This window comes from Streptomyces javensis, from assembly GCF_039525925.1.
In the GTDB taxonomy this organism is placed as follows: Bacteria; Actinomycetota; Actinomycetes; order Streptomycetales; family Streptomycetaceae; genus Streptomyces; species Streptomyces asiaticus.
The window spans coordinates 84,149-100,256 of sequence record NZ_BAAAIF010000001.1 but is presented as its reverse complement, the minus strand read 5'-3'; the positions used below and the strand labels follow the sequence as shown (position 1 = coordinate 100,256).

Here is a 16,108-nt window from a genome sequence, read left to right as displayed (position 1 = left end):
CGGTTCACGACCACCTCCACGACGCCCCTCTCCCTTTACTCTCTCTTCTCACCACAGCGAGGACAACGATGAGGATCGGTTTCATCGGCCTGGGCAACATGGGCCGCCACATGGCCCGCCACCTGATCCAGGCGGGTCACCAGGTCACCGTGCACGACATCCGCCCCGAGTCCGCCGCGGAGCATCTCGCGCTCGGCGCCGGATGGGCCGACACGCCCGCCGCGTGCGCGGACGGCGCGGAACTCCTGATCACCAGCCTGCCGACACCGCGTGTGGTCGAGGACGTCCTGCTGCGGGGCGGCGCCGCCGCGGCCCTGGCGCCGGGGGCCCTGTGGGTCGACATGTCGACCTCGACCCCGGCGGCGGCCGAGCGGATCGCCGCCGAGGTGCTGGACGCCCGGCAGGTGCGCCGGCTCGACGCGCCCGTCTGCGGGATGTCGCACGGCGCCGACTCCGGCACCCTGCAAATCTTCGTCGGCGGTGCCGAGGACGACTTCCGGGCCGCGCTGCCCGCGCTGGAGGCGATGGGCGACCCGCGGCGCATCCTGCACGTCGGCCCGCTCGGCGCCGGTTACACGGTCAAGCTGCTGCTCAACCTGCTGTGGTTCAGCAAGCTCGTGGCCACCTCGGAGGTGTTCGCGATGGGCGCCAAGGCGGGCGTCGACCTCGGCCTGCTGCGTGACTCCCTGCTCAAGAGCTCCGCCGCGTCCTACTTCCTGGAGCACGACTTCATCCGCATCCTCACCGACGGCGACTACGACGACTCCTTCGCCATGGTCCTCGCCTGCAAGGACCTCGGCCTGGCCATCGACCTCGGCCGCGACCTGGGCGTGCCCACCGAGCTTTCGGCCGTGGTCGAGCAGATCTTCCGCCGCTCCAGGACCGAGCACGGCGACCTGGCGGGCGAGATGAGCCCCGTCCGCCTCTACGAGGCCCTCGCCGGGCAGGAGTTCCGGCTGGCCCTCCAGGCCACCGCGCCGTTGGACGCGACCGCCGCGGTCTGACGGCGAGCGAACGCCACCCCGCCCCACGACGTCAGGAGCCGCACCCATGACCTCTACCGGGCCCGGCGGACCCACACCGCTGAGCATCGACCCCACCTGCCGCATCGAGTTCGGCCCCGGCCGCATCGACCGGCTCCCCGCCCTGATCGCGGCAACCGGCCACGATCGCGCCTTCGTCGTCACCGACCGCGGCCTGCGCGCCGCGGGCGTCCTCGAGCCGGTCCTCAAGGCCCTCGAAGCCGTCGGGCTGGAGTACGCCGTCTACGACGAAGTGGCGCCCAACCCGTCCACCGCCAACGTCGACGCGGGTGCCGCACGGGCCCGTACGTTCGGCGCCGCCGCGGTCGTCGCCCTCGGCGGTGGCTCGGTACTCGACGCGGCGAAGGGCATCGCCCTGCTGGTCGGCAACCCGAGCGCGGCGGCCGCCGACGCCGATGACCTCTGGGAGGCGGGCGACGGGCTGCCGCTCGTCGCGATCCCCACCACCTCCGGCACCGGCGCCGAGACCAACGGCTTCGGCGTCATCGAGGACACCGCCGCGTGCCGCAAGGTGTACATCGGCCACCCTTCGGTGAAGCCGCGTGTCGCGCTGCTCGACCCGGAGCTCACCCTGGGGCTGCCCGCCGCCGCCACCGCCGCCACCGGGATCGACGCCCTCGTGCACGGCATCGAGTCGCTCGCCTCGCGCGGCGCGAACCCGGTCTCCACCGCCTATGCCACACAGGCGGTGGCCATGGTCAGCCGCGCCCTGCCCGCCGCGTACCGGAACGGCTCGGACCTCGACGCCCGTGCCGAGCTGATGCTGGGAGCCCATCTCGCGGGCCAGGCGCTCACCCTCTCCGGGCTCGGACTCGTCCACGGCATCGGCCATGTGCTGACCGCGCACACCGGCACACCACACGGCGTCGCCCTCGCCGCCGTCCTCGAGGAGGTGATGGAGTTCAACGCTCCCGCCGCACAGGCCGCCTATGAACAGGTGGCGCGGGCCATGCGCCTCGACCCGCCCGCCGACGGGGACTGGGCGCGGGCAGCCATCGAGGGAGTACGCGAGATCGCGGGCGCCGTCGAGGTGAAACGCCCCCTGAGGACGCTCGGCGCCGACCGCGCCATGCTGCCCTCCATCGCCGCCGGGGCGGTGGCGGACGCGGTGACGAAGAACAATCCGCTGTCGCCCGATCAGACGCAGGTCCTGAACATCCTCACCGCCACATACTGATCGCCACCGCATACCGATCAGCAGCCCGTACCGACCGCGCGCGCCTGGTTCGTGACCCCGGCGATCCAGGCGCGTCGCGCGCGATGGCTGTCACATCCGCGGAGCCGACGGCGCCTTCATGCCGAACCGGCGAACAGCGAAGGGGAACGCCGTCATGATCACTGACGGTGGCGGGGTGGTGGCCGCCGCCCTGGCCCCGATCCACGGGGCCGGGAGGTGGCGAAGGTGCGGAACGGGCGGGTGGCCCGGATCTACGTGGTGAGGAACCCGGGGAAGCTGACCCGGCGGACGTACCGGCCGAGCCCGCAAGGTAGGCCACCGCGGTGGGTGTGCCGGGCGGTGCGAACCGCCCGCACACCCGTGACCACGCGAACGCGCTAGTGGTGCCAGGCGTGACCGCCCGTGTTGTGGATGAAGCGCTGCAACACCTTCATGGTCGTCAGGTACTCCTCGTCGGAGATGCCCGCGTGGCGTTCCGCCCACAGCTCGTCCTGGAGGGCCGCGGCCTTGTCGTACAGGGCCCGGCCCTCCTCCGTGATGTCCAGGCGTCCCTCGGCGTCCTCGGTGATCCAGCCCAGGGCGACGGCCCGGTCGATCTCCGCCTCCATGACCTCGGGACCGGCGTCGAGATAGTTGCGGAGGAGGCCGGACACCTCGTCGCGGGTCTTGACGGTGTCGGCGCGTGCGACCTGTGCGATGACCCACCACTGTGGCTGGGTGACGCCGATCCCGGCGAGAGCGGCCTGGATGCGGCTGACCACTGCCTTGTAGGCCGCCCAACTCCAGTACCCGATGGGCTGCTTGACCAGTTCGGCGTCGCTGTGGGAGTACCCCATGGCCGGTCCCTCCGTCGTTGTGTGAACTCGGTTGACGATGGGATCGACCGTAAAAGTTCAACCTAAGTTGAAGTCAAGGAGATCACCCGGGGGCGGCGGTCGGTCACCGGTCGGCCGTCAGCAGACGGACGCGGCCCGTGCCGGGGAGGGCCGGGTCGAACACCGGAGGGACGGGCCGGGCGTGGCGCTCCGCCAGGTCGGTGAGGGTTTCCTCGGCGGCGCTCCAGCCGTGGTCCGCGAGCCAGTCGGCGGGAGGCTGCGTCATCTCGTTCTTCCACAGGGAGGACAGCATGCCCATGATGCCCTCCGGGGAGGCGGACGCCGCCTCCTGGGCCTGGTCGGTGTTGACCATCGACCGGGTGACATGCTCAACCCCGAGATGACTGCCCGGCGCGGACAGCGCGGTGATCCGGTCGAGCAGATGGTCCGCGTCGCGCTCGGGCAGGTAGACGAGTATCCCCTCGACCAGCCAGGCCGTCGGCACGTCCTCGCGGAAGCCCTGCTTCGCCAGCAGCGAGGGCCAGTCCTCGCGCAGGTCGGCCGCGATCACCTCGCGCTCACAGCGCGGCTCCTCGCCCTGGAGGACGCGTTCCTTGAAGTCGAGCACATCGGGCTGGTCCAGTTCGAAGAGGCGTGTCCCGTCCGGCCAGTGCAGACGGAAGGCGCGGGTGTCCAGGCCCGCCGCGAGCAGGACCGCCTGGCGGCAGCCGGCCGCGCACGCCTGCATGAAGTAGTCGTCGAAGTAGCGGGTGCGCAGGGCGAAGTAGTCGCCCACGGCCTCGGTGAACAGCTTTCCCTGGCCCTCGGTCCAGACCGCCTGCTGCTCGGGGCCCGCCGCGTCGACGAAACGCGTGGCCAGGGTGTCCTCGAACAGCCGCTCCGGGCGCCGGCTCTCGTTCGCGCGGGTGATGCCCACGAACAGCGCGGTGCTGCTGACTCCCGCCAGGCGCTCGTGTCCGTCGGTCACGTGGTCCTCCGCTTCATGTGGTGGTCTCTCATATCGTCTCTCCCGCTCAGGAGCGTGTCGCGCCCGCTCATGCGCGTGTCGCGCCCGCTCATGAGGCGGTGCGCCGGCGGTACGCCTCGCGGTCGAAGCGGACGCCGCCGCGCCAGATCGCCTCGATCGACCGGGTGCGAGTGATGTCCTTGGTGGGGTCGCCCTCGACGAGGACGAGGTCCGCGCGCCGACCCGGCGCGATCACCCCGCGGTCGGAGAGGCCGAAGTGCGCGGCGGGCGCCGAGGTCGCCGCCGTGAGCGCCTCCGCCGGAGTCAGTCCGGCCTCGACGAGGAGGGCCAGCTCGGTGTGGAGACTGGCGCCGTGGACGACCGGGCAGGCGCGGTCCGGCCGGTAGTTGGTGTCGGTCCCCGCCAGCACGGGCACTCCTGCCCGGTGCAGACGGGCCACGCTCGCCAGGGCGTGGGTGAAGTGGTGCTCGGGGGACTCCTTCTCCACGCAAAGGCCCTCACGGCCTTCCGCGATCGCGGTACGGGCGTGATCCGGGAGGTAGCCGACGATGCGCGGATCGGCCGCCAGCGACCGTCCGGTGCGGGGCCGGGAGGGGGTCTCCGGGGCGGATGCCTCCAGCATGGCCAGGGTGGGGATGGCGACCCGCTTCCCGTCCGCGGTCCGGCTGACGAACGCGTCGTCCAGAGCGGCTTCCAGCGGAAGGTGCGTCAGCATGTCCACACCGCTGTCCAGGGCGAGTCGCGCGGACCATCCGGCGGACACATGGGCCACGGTGAGCAGGCCACGGCGGTGCGCGGCGTCGGCGAGCGCCGTCACGGTCGCCTCGTCCAGGGCGGGCAGCGACATCCCGTGGTTGGCGCCGTCATCCACGATGATCTTGATGAAGTGCGCGCCCTCCGCCTGTCGCGCGGCCACGAAGGCGTCGGCCTCATCGGGCCCGGCCACCGTCGGCAGCAGCGGCATGGCGTGGCCGGGGTGTCCTCCGGGCGCGCTTGCCACCAGCCCCGAGCTGCGCATATCGGCGAGGTCGGCACGCTCGCCCGCCGCCGTGCACAGGGCCTGGGTGAGCTCCGGCGGGCCCATGAACATGTCCAGCTCGGTCGTCACGCCGAAGGCCAGCGCCAGTTCGAGATTGCTCTCGGCGCCGAACACATGCGTATGCGCGTCGATCAGCCCCGGCAGCAGCGTCAGGCCCGTTCCGTCGATCACATCGGCCGACGCCGATGCCCCCGGTGCCGCGGCGGGCTCCGTCAGGACGCGTGTGATGACCCCGTCGGCGAACTCCACCGCCCCGGGGCCCAGCATCGCCGTCCCGTCGAAGATCCGCACCTTGTCGATGATCACCGGCCGCACCTCTCTCACCGTCCGATCGCGATCGCTGTGGAGCCGTAGAAACACAGCAGGTTGAAGAAGAGCACAAAGCCCATCGCCGGGAGCATCAGCCCGGATGGCTTTCCGCGTACGAGGAAGCGCCAGGCGCCGAGCGCGGGGAAGACGATGCTCAGCGCCGGCAGCAGGCCCCGCGTCCCGAACAGCAGGAGCCCCAGTGCCACCGCGCCCACGGCGAGCGCGAGAGACACGGCGGCGCTGCCGCGCGGGCCGAGCACCTCCGAGTACAGCCGTGCCTCCGGGTCCCGCCGCCACTCGGTCTTCCGCGCGAACTCGAACTGGAGGAAGGCGCAGGCGAACATGGCCATCAGCGGGACGGCCCGACCGTCACCGTCGATCGCGTCGCCGGTCAGCAGCGAGACGTAGAGGTAGCCGGAGAGCAGCAGCTGCACCGGATAGCTGACGAGGAGATTGGCGATGAGGGCCTCGCCGATCCACGGCGACCAGCGCTCCAGCGCGGCCAGGAACAGCGTGTATCCGAGGGCGAGCAGGATCAGCAGCACGGAGAGGGCGGAGACGAATGCGTTGAGCACGACGACGACCACCGTGATCAGCGCCATCGCGCCGCGCAGCTCCGCCACCGTGATGGCGCCCGTCACCAGCGGACGGTCCGGATGGTGCCGGCGGTCGTACTCCAGGTCCTTCTGCTCGTCGACCATACGGGCGAACAGCAGGGCCAGCACCACGCTCACCGCGCGCACCGCGGTCGCCCCGGAGGGCGTCCAGTGCGAGGAAGGTCCCGAGAGTGCCTCGGCCGAGCCCTCCAGGGTCAGCGTCCACAGCACGCCGTAGGTGACGTAGATCTGCGGGCGGAACATCCGCAGCACGAAACGGCCCAACCGGGCCGGTACCCGGGAAGCGGTCAGGACATCGCTCAACGCCGCCACCGTCTCCCGGGCACGGGACGGCCGAGCGTGCCGGGAGCGGCGGTCATATCGGCCGCTCCGTGGGTGCCGGGCTGAGGCGCAGCTCGCCGTCGGCGATGGTGTGTCCGGCCTGCCTCATGACGCAGCGCAGAACGGCGCTCGTCCCGTCGTCCTCCACCCGGACGCTCTCGCAGGTGATCGGCAGATCCAGTTCGCCGAAACCGGTGAAGCGCGCCTTCAGCCCCGTGAGGACGGCCGACGCCGACGGCAGCGCCCCTGTCTCCACGGCGGTGGCGATGCTCAGTTGCCGGAACGCCTCGAGGGTCAGCATGCCGGGGACATGGTCCAGGGGGTGGTCGAACAGCACGGGGTGGCTGGTGTCCACGAGCAGCCGCGCGGTCCCCGTCCCATCGCCGTCCGGCGGGAGTTGGAGCTGAAGCGGGGAGATGACGACGTTCGCCACGTCCCTGCGGTCGACCAGGGCCTTCCCGATCCGCTCCCCCGGCTCACACGCCGTGAACGCGGCCTGGACGGGCAGCCCCAGCGTGGCACGCACCTCCTCGCGCGTCGCCTGCCACTGGGCGGGCGTCAGCCAGGACATGGAGCCCTCCAGCGTCGCCACCACGCGGTCGCCGATCAGCGCGGTGTAGGACAGCCGCGCCCCCTTCAGCCCCTCGCGGCCACGGAAGCGGCGCACGATGCGGCAGCGCAGCACCACCTCGGTGGGTACGTCGCCCACCGTGAGCGCGGTGATGTCCGCGTCACGCAGGGCGATGTCCCGCAGGATGAACTTCGTGCCGAACGGGTTCTCGAACAGATCGTGGCCCAGCATGAGGAGCGACTGCCGGACGGCCTCCACCAGGACCATCGGGTCATAGACGTGGCGGCAGCCCGCCGTGTCCCGGTAGAAGGCGTGTGAGCGGGGTATCTGCACCCCGATGTCGAGGGTGTCCTCGTCCCGGGCGAGCACGCCGGTCAGGAACACCTCGGCCAGGCTCAGCCGATGGACGAGCTCACGCGGCACCGTCTGGCTGAATTCCACCGTGTCCATGCTTACCCCTCTGTGTTACCGAACCGCCGACCGCGCCAGGTGGTGCTGCCAGTCGGACACGCTGACCCCACCGAGCACGGGCGCCAGCCCCTTGCGCTTCATGGGCAGGACATGGGAGCCGACGATCACCATGTCCCAGGCGTCGAGCGGCAGCCCGGCCCGCCAGACGGCCTCGATCAGCCGTCGGTGGCCCTCCTGGTCCCGGGCCGCGAGCCGGGCGGCGCGCAGCTCGTCCCGGACGGCGCCGGGGGCCAGGGATTCCTCCGCCTCCGCCACGGCCCGCTCGAGCCGTTCCGCGGCCGGTTCGAAGGAGAGGTCCCGCTCGGGCACCTCGGTGTGCAACCGCTCGCCGAGCTCACGAGCGCGGGCCGACTGGTCCTCGCCGGCCAGCGCGGCGGCGTAGACCCGCTGTCGGAGCGCCGCGCCGAAGTAGATGCCCAACTCCCGTGCCACGTCGGCGGGTTCGTCGGGGGTGTGGACGAGGTTCAGCAGATAGCTGTAGCGGCCGGTCGCGTAGCGGAGCTGGCCGGGGACCCGGGCCCGCGGGTCGGTGGGGCCCTTCCGCTCGGTCAGGACGACCGACGCGGGTACGCTCGGCGGGGCCTCGGCCCCGTCGGCGTCCCGGCGCACCACGAGCACCACCGAGTCGCAGGTGTCGGTGAACAGATCGGCGAGACGGCGGCGCTCCGGTGTGGCCAGGTTCCACTGGAAGTACCACAGCGACCGCACGGTGTTGGGGGTGAGCCGGGTGCGTTCCGCGGCCACGATCCGGAAGCCCTCCCGGGCCAGCCAGTCGACGGCCGTCGGCAACTGCCTGCTGACCACGGCGTCGGGCTTGAGCAGCAGCGCGGCGTGCCGGTGGAGGAAGCCGTCGACGTCGGCGGTGAGGGCGGCGAGCTGTTCGACGCTCTCCAGGAAGTAGGTGTCCGAGCCGAAGAGGACGCGCTTGCGCGGATCGCGGCTGAGGGCCGGGGATATGTCGTCGCCGAAGGGCCGGCCGTTCGTGGTGTCGTCGGTCATCGGCCGGCTCCGTTCACATCGCTCGCGGCCGGGCCGGCCCCGCTCGCCGCGGAGGTCCCGTCCGGGCCCGTCATGTTCAGCCGGGCGAGCACCTCGGTGGCGTCGGCAGGCGGTGCGCCCAGGTAGCCCGTCTCCAGGCAGTGGTCGATCAGCGCGCGCAGGAAGTCCTGCCCGTCCGCCGGGGGCCTGCGGGTGGCCAGGTCCGCCGTGTGGGAGTCGTCGAAGCGCATCCGGCGCCGGAAGTAGCTCTCGTAGAGCGTCATGACGCGCTCGTAGTACGCCCGCTCCCGGCGGGGCAGCCGCTGGGCGTCGAAGCTGGTCGGCGGGACGAACCGCGGCACGTGGAACGGCGGGTACTCGGCCATCACATCGGAGAAGTCCCGCAGCGTCAGCGGTGCGCCCACCGCGTGGAAGGTCCGGCCCGCCGCCTCCTCGAAGCGGTGGGTGACCTCGGTGATGATGTCCGCCACGTAGTCCACGGGCACCAGGTCGAGGCGCGCCTCGTACTGGCCGGGGATGGAGCGGACCTTGCCCTCGGTGGCCAGCTTGAGGACGACATAGATGTTCTTGTAGTCGCGCACCACGCCGGTGCGCTCGTCTCCGACCACGATGCTGGGGCGGACGATCGCGGCCCGCACCCCGTCCGCCTGGGCCTTGTGCACCAGGGTCTCGGCCCGGAACTTGCTCTCCTCGTAGGCGTTGGCGAGGCGCTGCCCCTCGTCCAGCTCCGTCTCGCGGATCAGTCCGTCACGCTCACCGCACACATACGCGGTTCCCACGTGCACGAGTGGCACCCCGCCGGCGCGGGCCAGCTCCAGGACGTGGGCGGTGCCGTCGACGTTGACCGCCTGGTAGACCTCGTCGGGGAGGCCGAAGTCGGTGATCGCGGCGCAGTGCACGATCCGGTCGAGGCCGTCCGCGACCAGCGCCTGGTACGCGGCCTCGGGCAGGCCGAGCCGGGGCTTGGTCACATCGCCCGGCAGGCAGGTGACGGCGTCCGGTTCCAGCGGGGTGCCGTCGTTGCGTATGACCGCCGGCTGGTTGTGGACCAGGGCGGTGACCCGGTGCCCGGCCGCCACCAGCCGGGCGGTGACCTCCGCGCCGACCAGCCCGGCCGCTCCGGTCACCAGGATCCTCAAGCGCTCCGTCATCGGCCCGCCTCCGCCTGCCGTGCCTCGTTCTCGCGTCGTACCTCTGTCACCAGGCGGACGATGTCGCCGAGTGTGGTGACCGTGGCGGTCCGCTCCTGAGCGAGCTCCCCGAGTCCGAAGCCCTCCTCCAGCGCCAGCGTCAACTCGATGAGCCGGAGCGAGTCATAGGCCAGATCCGCGAAGAGCTCGGTGTCGTCGGTCAGGTTCGCGTCCCGCGCGGGCGCCATCGCGCCGACGATCGCGTACACCTTGCTCCGCGTCTCGTCCTCGTTCAGCGATGGTGTGCTGGTGCTTGACGTCAACGTTCCTCCCTCAGCGTCAGGTGGTGGCGAGATGCGGCTGTGCGCCACCGCTGGACAGCAGATCGCTCGCCTCGTCGATGGGCAGGTCCGCGTCGAGGTGGGCGCCGAGGCGCAGCCAGTCGTAGCCGATCTCCAGGGTCTGCCGCCATCCGTCCGAGGAGTCGAAGGAGGACGGAAAGCTGTGCGCGCCGATCGTGTGCCGGACCAGGGCCACGAAGTCGTCCAGCGCGGTGAGCGCCGCACTGCCCTGGGTCCCGGACGCGATCGGGAGCGTCGCGAGGTGCCGGGCCTTGGCCCGGATCTCGTCGGTGTCCGATCCCGCCGGCAGGAGGGACAGCCTGCGGACGACCTCGGAGTCCGGGGGCAACGGGTTGACTCCGTAGGCGCTGAGCACGCCGCGCAGCGCGGCCCGCAGTATCCGCCGGGCGCTGAGTTCGGCCACGCTCCACTGCTCGCGGTCCAGGGCGCCGGTGAGGTCCTCGCGGGCGTTCTCCACCAGCACGTTGGACCACACCAGGGTCATCGCGGCGGCGCTGAACCGGCGGGCGGGCATGGGCACGAGATCGATGCCCTCCGCACCGCCGACCGCCGCCCCGCCCACGGTGACGATGGGCCGCGCGACACTCGGTGGCGGTGTGACAGGGCCGGACGGGGCGGCCAGTGGCATGGCGGGGACGATCGGACCGTCGCCCTTCCACGCCACCTTCACCAGGCCGAACCGGAGGAACTGGGCGATCTGCGGGCCCGCCTGCGGCGCTCCTGACGCCTCCGCGGCGGCCACTACGCTCCCCAGGGGCCGGCCGAAGACGACCGAACGCCAGGCCCGTGCCGCGCGGTCACCGAGGACGAACACATCCTGCTTGTCGCGCACGACATGCACCCGGTCGCCGGTCTGCCAGGTGGTCACCCCGGCGGCCCTGGCCACGGTGATCCGCTCGGAGTCGGGTTCGGCGCCCGCCACCCCCAGATCGGCCGTGAGCCCGACCCCCGCGGTGATGTACTCGGCGGGGTCGAGGCCCGACGCCTCCAGCGAGGCGAGGGTCCGGTACCGGTCGCACTGCGGCTGGTCGCCGATGCGGTCCAGCTGCATCGGCAGCCACTTCGGCTCCAGATAGGTCTCTCCCCGCCCCGCCGCCCAGGACTTCACCGCCTGGAGCAGTCCGGCCTCGGTCCATGCCGCGGCCTCTTCCTCCTGGCCGAGCTCCCGCAGGGCGAGCGCGTAGCGGATCGACTGGCGCGCGTGGTGTGCCCACCACTCCCGCATCGTGTCCTGGAAGTCGTCGCGGGACATCAGCCCCTTGACCTTCGCCACCAGGTCCGGATTGCGCAGCGGGAAGCTGCGCAGCAGACGCTGACAGCGGTTCAGCAGATCCTCCGGGACGGCGCCCACGTGGTCGTGCGTGTCGGCCGTGATCGCGGAGAACTGCTCGGCGAGCTGCCGCACGGAGCGGGTCCTGACCTCGACCCGCCGCCCGTCCAGGAACAGGAGCGAAGGCATGGTGGGCAGATCGGCGTCGCTGTCGGCGATGAGCAGGAAGTCGATGTCGGACGAGGAATTGCCGAAGCCCTCGGCGATCGAACCCTCGAGGACCACAGCGCAGTCGGCGACGGAGTGGATCTGCGGAATGGTCTTGTCGAGCAGGTTCTGTAGATAGTCCTCGCTGAGGATCACACGGGCCTCCCGGTCGTGGCATGGGCCGTCTCCAGGACGCGCGCGCCCTTGAGGCGGCCCGCTCGCAGCTCTTCCCACATGTGGCGACGTCTCGGCTTGCCGCTGGACGTCTTGTCGATCAGCCCGCTGCGGCCGGTGACGACGGTGATGGCGACGTCGTCGCCGAGCGCGCCGCGCAGGATGAGCGTGGCGTCCGCCACCCACGCTCCCTCGGCCTTCTCCGCGAACAGCGCCACCGAGGTGCCGCCGGTGCCCTCGACACCGACGACCGCGCACTTCTCCCGGGCGATCCCGGTCGCGGAGACCACCTTCGCCTCCAGGTCCTCCATGTAGACGCTGCGTCCGCGCGCCTTGAGGCTGTCGCCCATCCGGCCGAGCACGAACAGCTCGCCGCGGTGGAAGAACCCGGCGTCGCCGGTCCTGATGCCGCCGTCGACGTACCGGGTGGAGCCGGTGCGTCCGGCGTGGTAGCCGCTCGTCACCGACGGGCCCGTCACCTCGATCTCGCCGAGGTGGCCGTCCGGCAGGGGCCGTCCCTCGTCGTCGACCACCGTGGCGCCCACCCCGTCGCCGGGGCCGCCGCAGCCGATCAGCCAGCCGTCCGCGCCGTCGTCCGCGGGCGGGTTCACGGAGCTCGCGAACTCGCCCTCGTCGTCGATGGTGACGGGGCCCCCGAAGCGCAGCGTGCCGGTGTCCACGCGCACGGTCGGCGCGGGGGCGCCGGAGGTGCGGACGGTCACCGCGAGCGTCGCCTCGGCGAGCCCGTACGACGGAAGGTAGACGGAGGGGGAGAACCCGGCGGGTGCGGCGAGCCTGGCGAAGTGCTCCAGCGCACGGGGGTTGATGGGTTCGGCGCCGACGATGGCATTGCGCCACGCGGACAGGTCCAGGTCCGCGAGCCGGTCGCCGAGCCGCCGGGCCGCGTACTCGAACGCGAAGGGCGGGGCGGCGGTGTGCGCGGCGACGGCGAAACACCGCAGCCAGCGGGCCGGATCGCGGATGAACTGCTCGGGGCGCATGAGCCACAGATCGTCCCGCACGCTCACGGGGGTGAGCAGACAGCCGATGAGCCCCATGTCGTGGTGGAGCGGCAGCCAGGAGGCCCCGGCGTCGCCCGCGCGCCAGCCGAGTGTGTTCCGGATCAGCGCGAGGTTCGCCTCCAGGTTCGCCCATGTGACCCGGACCCCGCGGGGCCGGCTGCTGGAGCCCGATGTGAACTGGAGGAGGGCGAGTTCGCCGGGTTCACGGGGTTGGAGCTCATCGCCGTCATCGCGCCAGATCCACGGCTCGCGGTCGGAGCCCGCGGCGGCCAGCACCCGGGCCGCCAGGGGGGCGAGGCCCTCGGCGGTGATGGTGACGGCGGCCTCGGTCTGCCGCAGGATCCCGGCCGTGTGCTCCACGTACTCGGCCTCGGCGGCGAAGGCGGGCGGGGGGACGAGGCACACCGTGGCGCCCGCGGCCCAGACGCCGAAGAGCGACGACAGGCACGGGAAACCGGTGGGCAGGAGGACACCCACCACATCGCCGGGGCGCACCCCCCGTGCCGCCAGCGATCCGGCCACCCGCCGTGCGGAGGCGGCGAGTTCGGGGTATCCGTGGAATTCCCAGCCACCTCGGTCGTCGGCGAGGTGGATGCCCCGGCCGTGGAGGTCTCCGGGATCTCCGGCCGCCCGAGGAGGATCCGTCAGCCAGGAGAGCAGTGCGTCACTCACTCTTCGCCACCTTCGCCTTCCCGGCCTCGGCCCCGCTGTCCGTTCCGGCCCCGGTGCCGGTTTCGGCCGGGGTGTCGTCGTCCAGGAACGTGATCGCCCCCGTGCCGCCGTCCACCCTCAGCCGCATCCCGGTCTCGATCTCCGTGACCGCGCCCTTGACCTGGACGACGGTCGGAATGCCGAGCTCACGGGCGACGATCGCCACATGTGTCAGCGGGCTGCCCCGCTCGATGATGAGCGCCGAGGCGGACGGCAGCGCGGCGACCCAGCCCGGATCCGTGCGGTAGGTCACCAGGACTCCGCCGTCCACATCCACCGGGGTGTCCGTGACGACGGCGCGGGCCTCCACCGCACCGGGGCAGGACGGGGTACCGCGCAGCTCCCGGACGCCGGTGCGCGCCACGCCGCCCTTCACAAAGCCGGCCCGCTCCAGATTGCCCCGCCAGTAGGCGGCCCCACGGGTGGTGAACCGGGACGGCGCGGACAGCTGCTCGTCCTCGGCCCGCTGACGCTTGCGCAGCTCCACGAGGCCACGCAGATCGGTGTGCGCCGTCGTGCCCTCGTAGGCGCCCCGCAACTCCTCCAGGCGCAGGAAGAAGACGTCGTTCCAGTGGTCGATCGCCCGCATCCTGGCGAGATCGCGGCCCATGGCGCGCAGCATCCGCTTCGCCGAGCCGAAGGCGCGGGTGCGGCAGAACCTCAGCCGCTCCCGGTTGTAGAGGGAGGTCTGCGCCTTGCGGCGGACGAGGTTGTAGAGCATCCGGCGCGGCCCGCGCAGACGCCCGTCCAGATAGGCGTCGGCCTTGTCGCCGGAATGGGCGTCCACCTCGGGCAGCGCGGCACGCACCATGGCGAACAGGGTCGACGGGTCCTCCCGCAGATCGGGCACTTCGAGCTTGAGTTCGTCGAGGCTGCGATAGCCGTACGCGGCGACGTACTCGTCCACCGAGGCGAGGAACGCGGTGTGGCCGCCGTCGCGCAGCGCCTGATGGGTGTCCGCGGCCGGGGTCTCCTGGATGAGACGGCTCAGTTCGGCGTCGTCACGGACGGTGGCGGCGAGGGCCGAGAGCGCACGGGCGGGTTCGATGGACTCCACCCGGGAGCCGGGGCTGGCGGCGCTCCAGGTGAGCCATTCGGGGGCGTCGGGCAGCCAGGCCCTGTTCAGCAGGGCGAGCGCGCCGATGGACCAGAGAATCGTCGCGTCCAGGGTCTGCATCGGACCCCACTTCTCCAGCAGGTCCTTCTCCAGGGCGCGGAATCGCCGGTAGACCTCCTGGCCCTCCATCGCGTCGTAGTCGACGTTGTCGAACTCCTCGTACGCCTTGTAGAAGTAGGCCATGAAACGTTCGACAGAGCGGTTCATGGTGAGGAAGCGGCGTACGAAAGCGGCCACCGTCCGCGCGCGGGACAGCCGGCCGCGCAAGGAGGAGGAGAAGGTGTACGGGTAGATGGTCTCGGCCATTTCGTCGTCGAGTGGCTCCTCGACGCCGATCGCGACCTCCAGTACTTTCCTGTTGAGTTTGTACAGTGGCGCGATCCGTACCATCCGGTACCAGTGGAGCAGGTTGTAGTACACCCGGCCATGGAAATAGCCGAGCATTTGGGGAGCCCATTCCTCGATCTCGCGCAGTGCGGCGGGCGGGACCCGGAGACCTCGGGCGTAATATTCGTAGACCCTGCCGTAGACATTGGCCGCGAAGCTGTAGGTCAGCGGTGAAACGATTCCGGAAAAGCTCTCGATGATGTTGGCGTTGTCCCAGATCCGGAGTTCGCCTTCGCTCCGCCCTAACTCATCCTCCGATGGCTGGATCGCATCCGGCAGCGCGGTGATCGGGCGGGCCTGTAAAATCCACAGGGCGTCGTCCGCGAGCGCCCACTCTATGTCCTGCGGAGTGTCGAAGACCGCCGCGATGCGCGCCCCGGCCTCGTGCAGCCGCGCTATGTCCTTCGGCTCCAGCGACAGCCTCTCCCGGTCGGCCGGCTCCACTTCGGCGACCAGATATCCGGAACCCGCCGGATCCAGGTGATAGCGCTCCTGCTTGTCGCCGAGCACGGTGTCTTCCACCGCGCCCGTGGCGCCGTCGAGGACGACGGTGTCGGCGTCCACCGCGCCCGAGACCAGACCCTCACCCAGTCCGTACACGGAACTGACCACATACTGCCGCCGGTCGCCGGTCACCGGGTTGGCGGTGAACATGACGCCGCTGCGCTCGGCGTCCACCATGTCCTGCACCACGACGGCGATACCCGCGTCACGCAGCGGCAGCCCATGGCGCAGCCGGTAGTGCAGCGATCGCCCGGAGAACGCCGAGGCCCAGCACTTCTTGACGTGCGCCGTCACATCGGGGAGCCCGGACACATTGAGGAAGGTGGCGAACTGCCCGGCGAAGGAGAGCTCCGCGCCGTCCTCCTCCACACCGGAAGAGCGCACCGCGACCCGGGGGCGCCCCACATGCGCATACGCTTCTTCGACGACCGACGCGGCGTCGTCGCTCAACTCCCCCGACTCGATGATTTCGGCCAACTGTCGGGAGATTCGGTCCACATTGTCCCGGGTGACCTCGGCGAGCAGATCCTCGATGCGTCCCGCCTCGTCGAGTCCGGCGATGAATTCCTGGAACACATCGAGCCCGACGACTGCCCACCGGGGGACGGCGAGCCCGTTCCTGGAGAGCTCATGGAGATTCTTCCCCTTCCCGCCCGCCAGCTTCGCGGCCTCACCTGGGAGGCTGTCGTGGACTATGGCTCGCATCGGTTTCCTCGGCCTCCGGGCACGCATCGCGAAACACACCCCCGCTTGATCACGAGGAAGTTTCACCGTACCCCACGGGTCTGGCGATTGCGATCCTTCCCCCCTCTTTATACAAGGCCACTTCATGACGTCTTGATTCAAGACGCCCTGGCACTTTGGCTGGTTGCTA

13 protein-coding genes are annotated in these 16,108 nt (G+C 71.2%); 2 read left to right on the top strand and 11 right to left on the bottom strand.

From position 1 onward, the window contains the following. The first annotated feature begins 68 nt into the window (after positions 1-68). Positions 69-1,004 carry an NAD(P)-dependent oxidoreductase gene (locus tag ABD329_RS00365; RefSeq protein WP_198275034.1) on the top strand — a complete coding sequence of 312 codons (936 nt, stop codon included), beginning with the start codon at positions 69-71 and terminating at the stop codon, positions 1,002-1,004. A gap of 46 nt (positions 1,005-1,050) precedes the next feature. Further along, complete coding sequence (locus ABD329_RS00360; RefSeq protein ID WP_198275033.1) at positions 1,051-2,220, top strand: iron-containing alcohol dehydrogenase family protein; 1,170 nt, start codon at positions 1,051-1,053, stop codon at positions 2,218-2,220. Positions 2,221-2,597: 377 nt separating this feature from the next. Here ABD329_RS00360 and ABD329_RS00355 read toward each other — a convergent pair whose 3' ends face one another. The 11 genes from ABD329_RS00355 to ABD329_RS00305 form a co-directional block, all read right to left on the bottom strand. Further along, entirely contained in the window at positions 2,598-3,056 is a 459-nt protein-coding gene (locus ABD329_RS00355) for a MarR family winged helix-turn-helix transcriptional regulator (protein ID WP_198275032.1), read from the bottom strand. A gap of 103 nt (positions 3,057-3,159) precedes the next feature. Then, entirely contained in the window at positions 3,160-4,023 is an 864-nt protein-coding gene (locus ABD329_RS00350; RefSeq protein ID WP_198275031.1) for an SAM-dependent methyltransferase, read from the bottom strand. An 88-nt stretch (positions 4,024-4,111) separates the two neighbouring features. Then, positions 4,112-5,377 carry an amidohydrolase family protein gene (locus tag ABD329_RS00345; protein WP_309142596.1) on the bottom strand — a complete coding sequence of 422 codons (1,266 nt, stop codon included), beginning with the start codon at positions 5,375-5,377 and terminating at the stop codon, positions 4,112-4,114. Between the two features lie 5 nt (positions 5,378-5,382). Then, positions 5,383-6,291 carry a UbiA family prenyltransferase gene (locus ABD329_RS00340; RefSeq protein WP_198275030.1) on the bottom strand — a complete coding sequence of 303 codons (909 nt, stop codon included), beginning with the start codon at positions 6,289-6,291 and terminating at the stop codon, positions 5,383-5,385. Between the two features lie 52 nt (positions 6,292-6,343). Beyond that, positions 6,344-7,330 carry a ScbA/BarX family gamma-butyrolactone biosynthesis protein gene (locus ABD329_RS00335; protein WP_198275029.1) on the bottom strand — a complete coding sequence of 329 codons (987 nt, stop codon included), beginning with the start codon at positions 7,328-7,330 and terminating at the stop codon, positions 6,344-6,346. 15 nt (positions 7,331-7,345) lie between these two features. Then, the gene (locus ABD329_RS00330) at positions 7,346-8,350 is read right to left on the bottom strand and encodes a nucleoside-diphosphate kinase (RefSeq protein WP_198275028.1); all 1,005 of its coding nucleotides are present in this window, start codon (positions 8,348-8,350) and stop codon (positions 7,346-7,348) included. Then, entirely contained in the window at positions 8,347-9,501 is a 1,155-nt protein-coding gene (locus ABD329_RS00325) for an SDR family oxidoreductase (protein WP_198275027.1), read from the bottom strand. The genes ABD329_RS00330 and ABD329_RS00325 overlap by 4 nt, the downstream gene beginning before the upstream one ends. Next, positions 9,498-9,803 carry a phosphopantetheine-binding protein gene (locus tag ABD329_RS00320; protein WP_198275026.1) on the bottom strand — a complete coding sequence of 102 codons (306 nt, stop codon included), beginning with the start codon at positions 9,801-9,803 and terminating at the stop codon, positions 9,498-9,500. The genes ABD329_RS00325 and ABD329_RS00320 overlap by 4 nt, the downstream gene beginning before the upstream one ends. Positions 9,804-9,819: 16 nt before the next feature. Next, the gene (locus ABD329_RS00315) at positions 9,820-11,475 is read right to left on the bottom strand and encodes a hypothetical protein (RefSeq protein WP_198275025.1); all 1,656 of its coding nucleotides are present in this window, start codon (positions 11,473-11,475) and stop codon (positions 9,820-9,822) included. Next, complete coding sequence (locus ABD329_RS00310) at positions 11,472-13,187, bottom strand: AMP-binding protein (protein WP_198275024.1); 1,716 nt, start codon at positions 13,185-13,187, stop codon at positions 11,472-11,474. The genes ABD329_RS00315 and ABD329_RS00310 overlap by 4 nt, the downstream gene beginning before the upstream one ends. Next, complete coding sequence (locus ABD329_RS00305) at positions 13,180-15,939, bottom strand: phosphoenolpyruvate synthase (protein WP_198275023.1); 2,760 nt, start codon at positions 15,937-15,939, stop codon at positions 13,180-13,182. Before ABD329_RS00305 ends, ABD329_RS00310 begins: the two co-directional genes overlap by 8 nt. Positions 15,940-16,108: the final 169 nt, after the last annotated feature.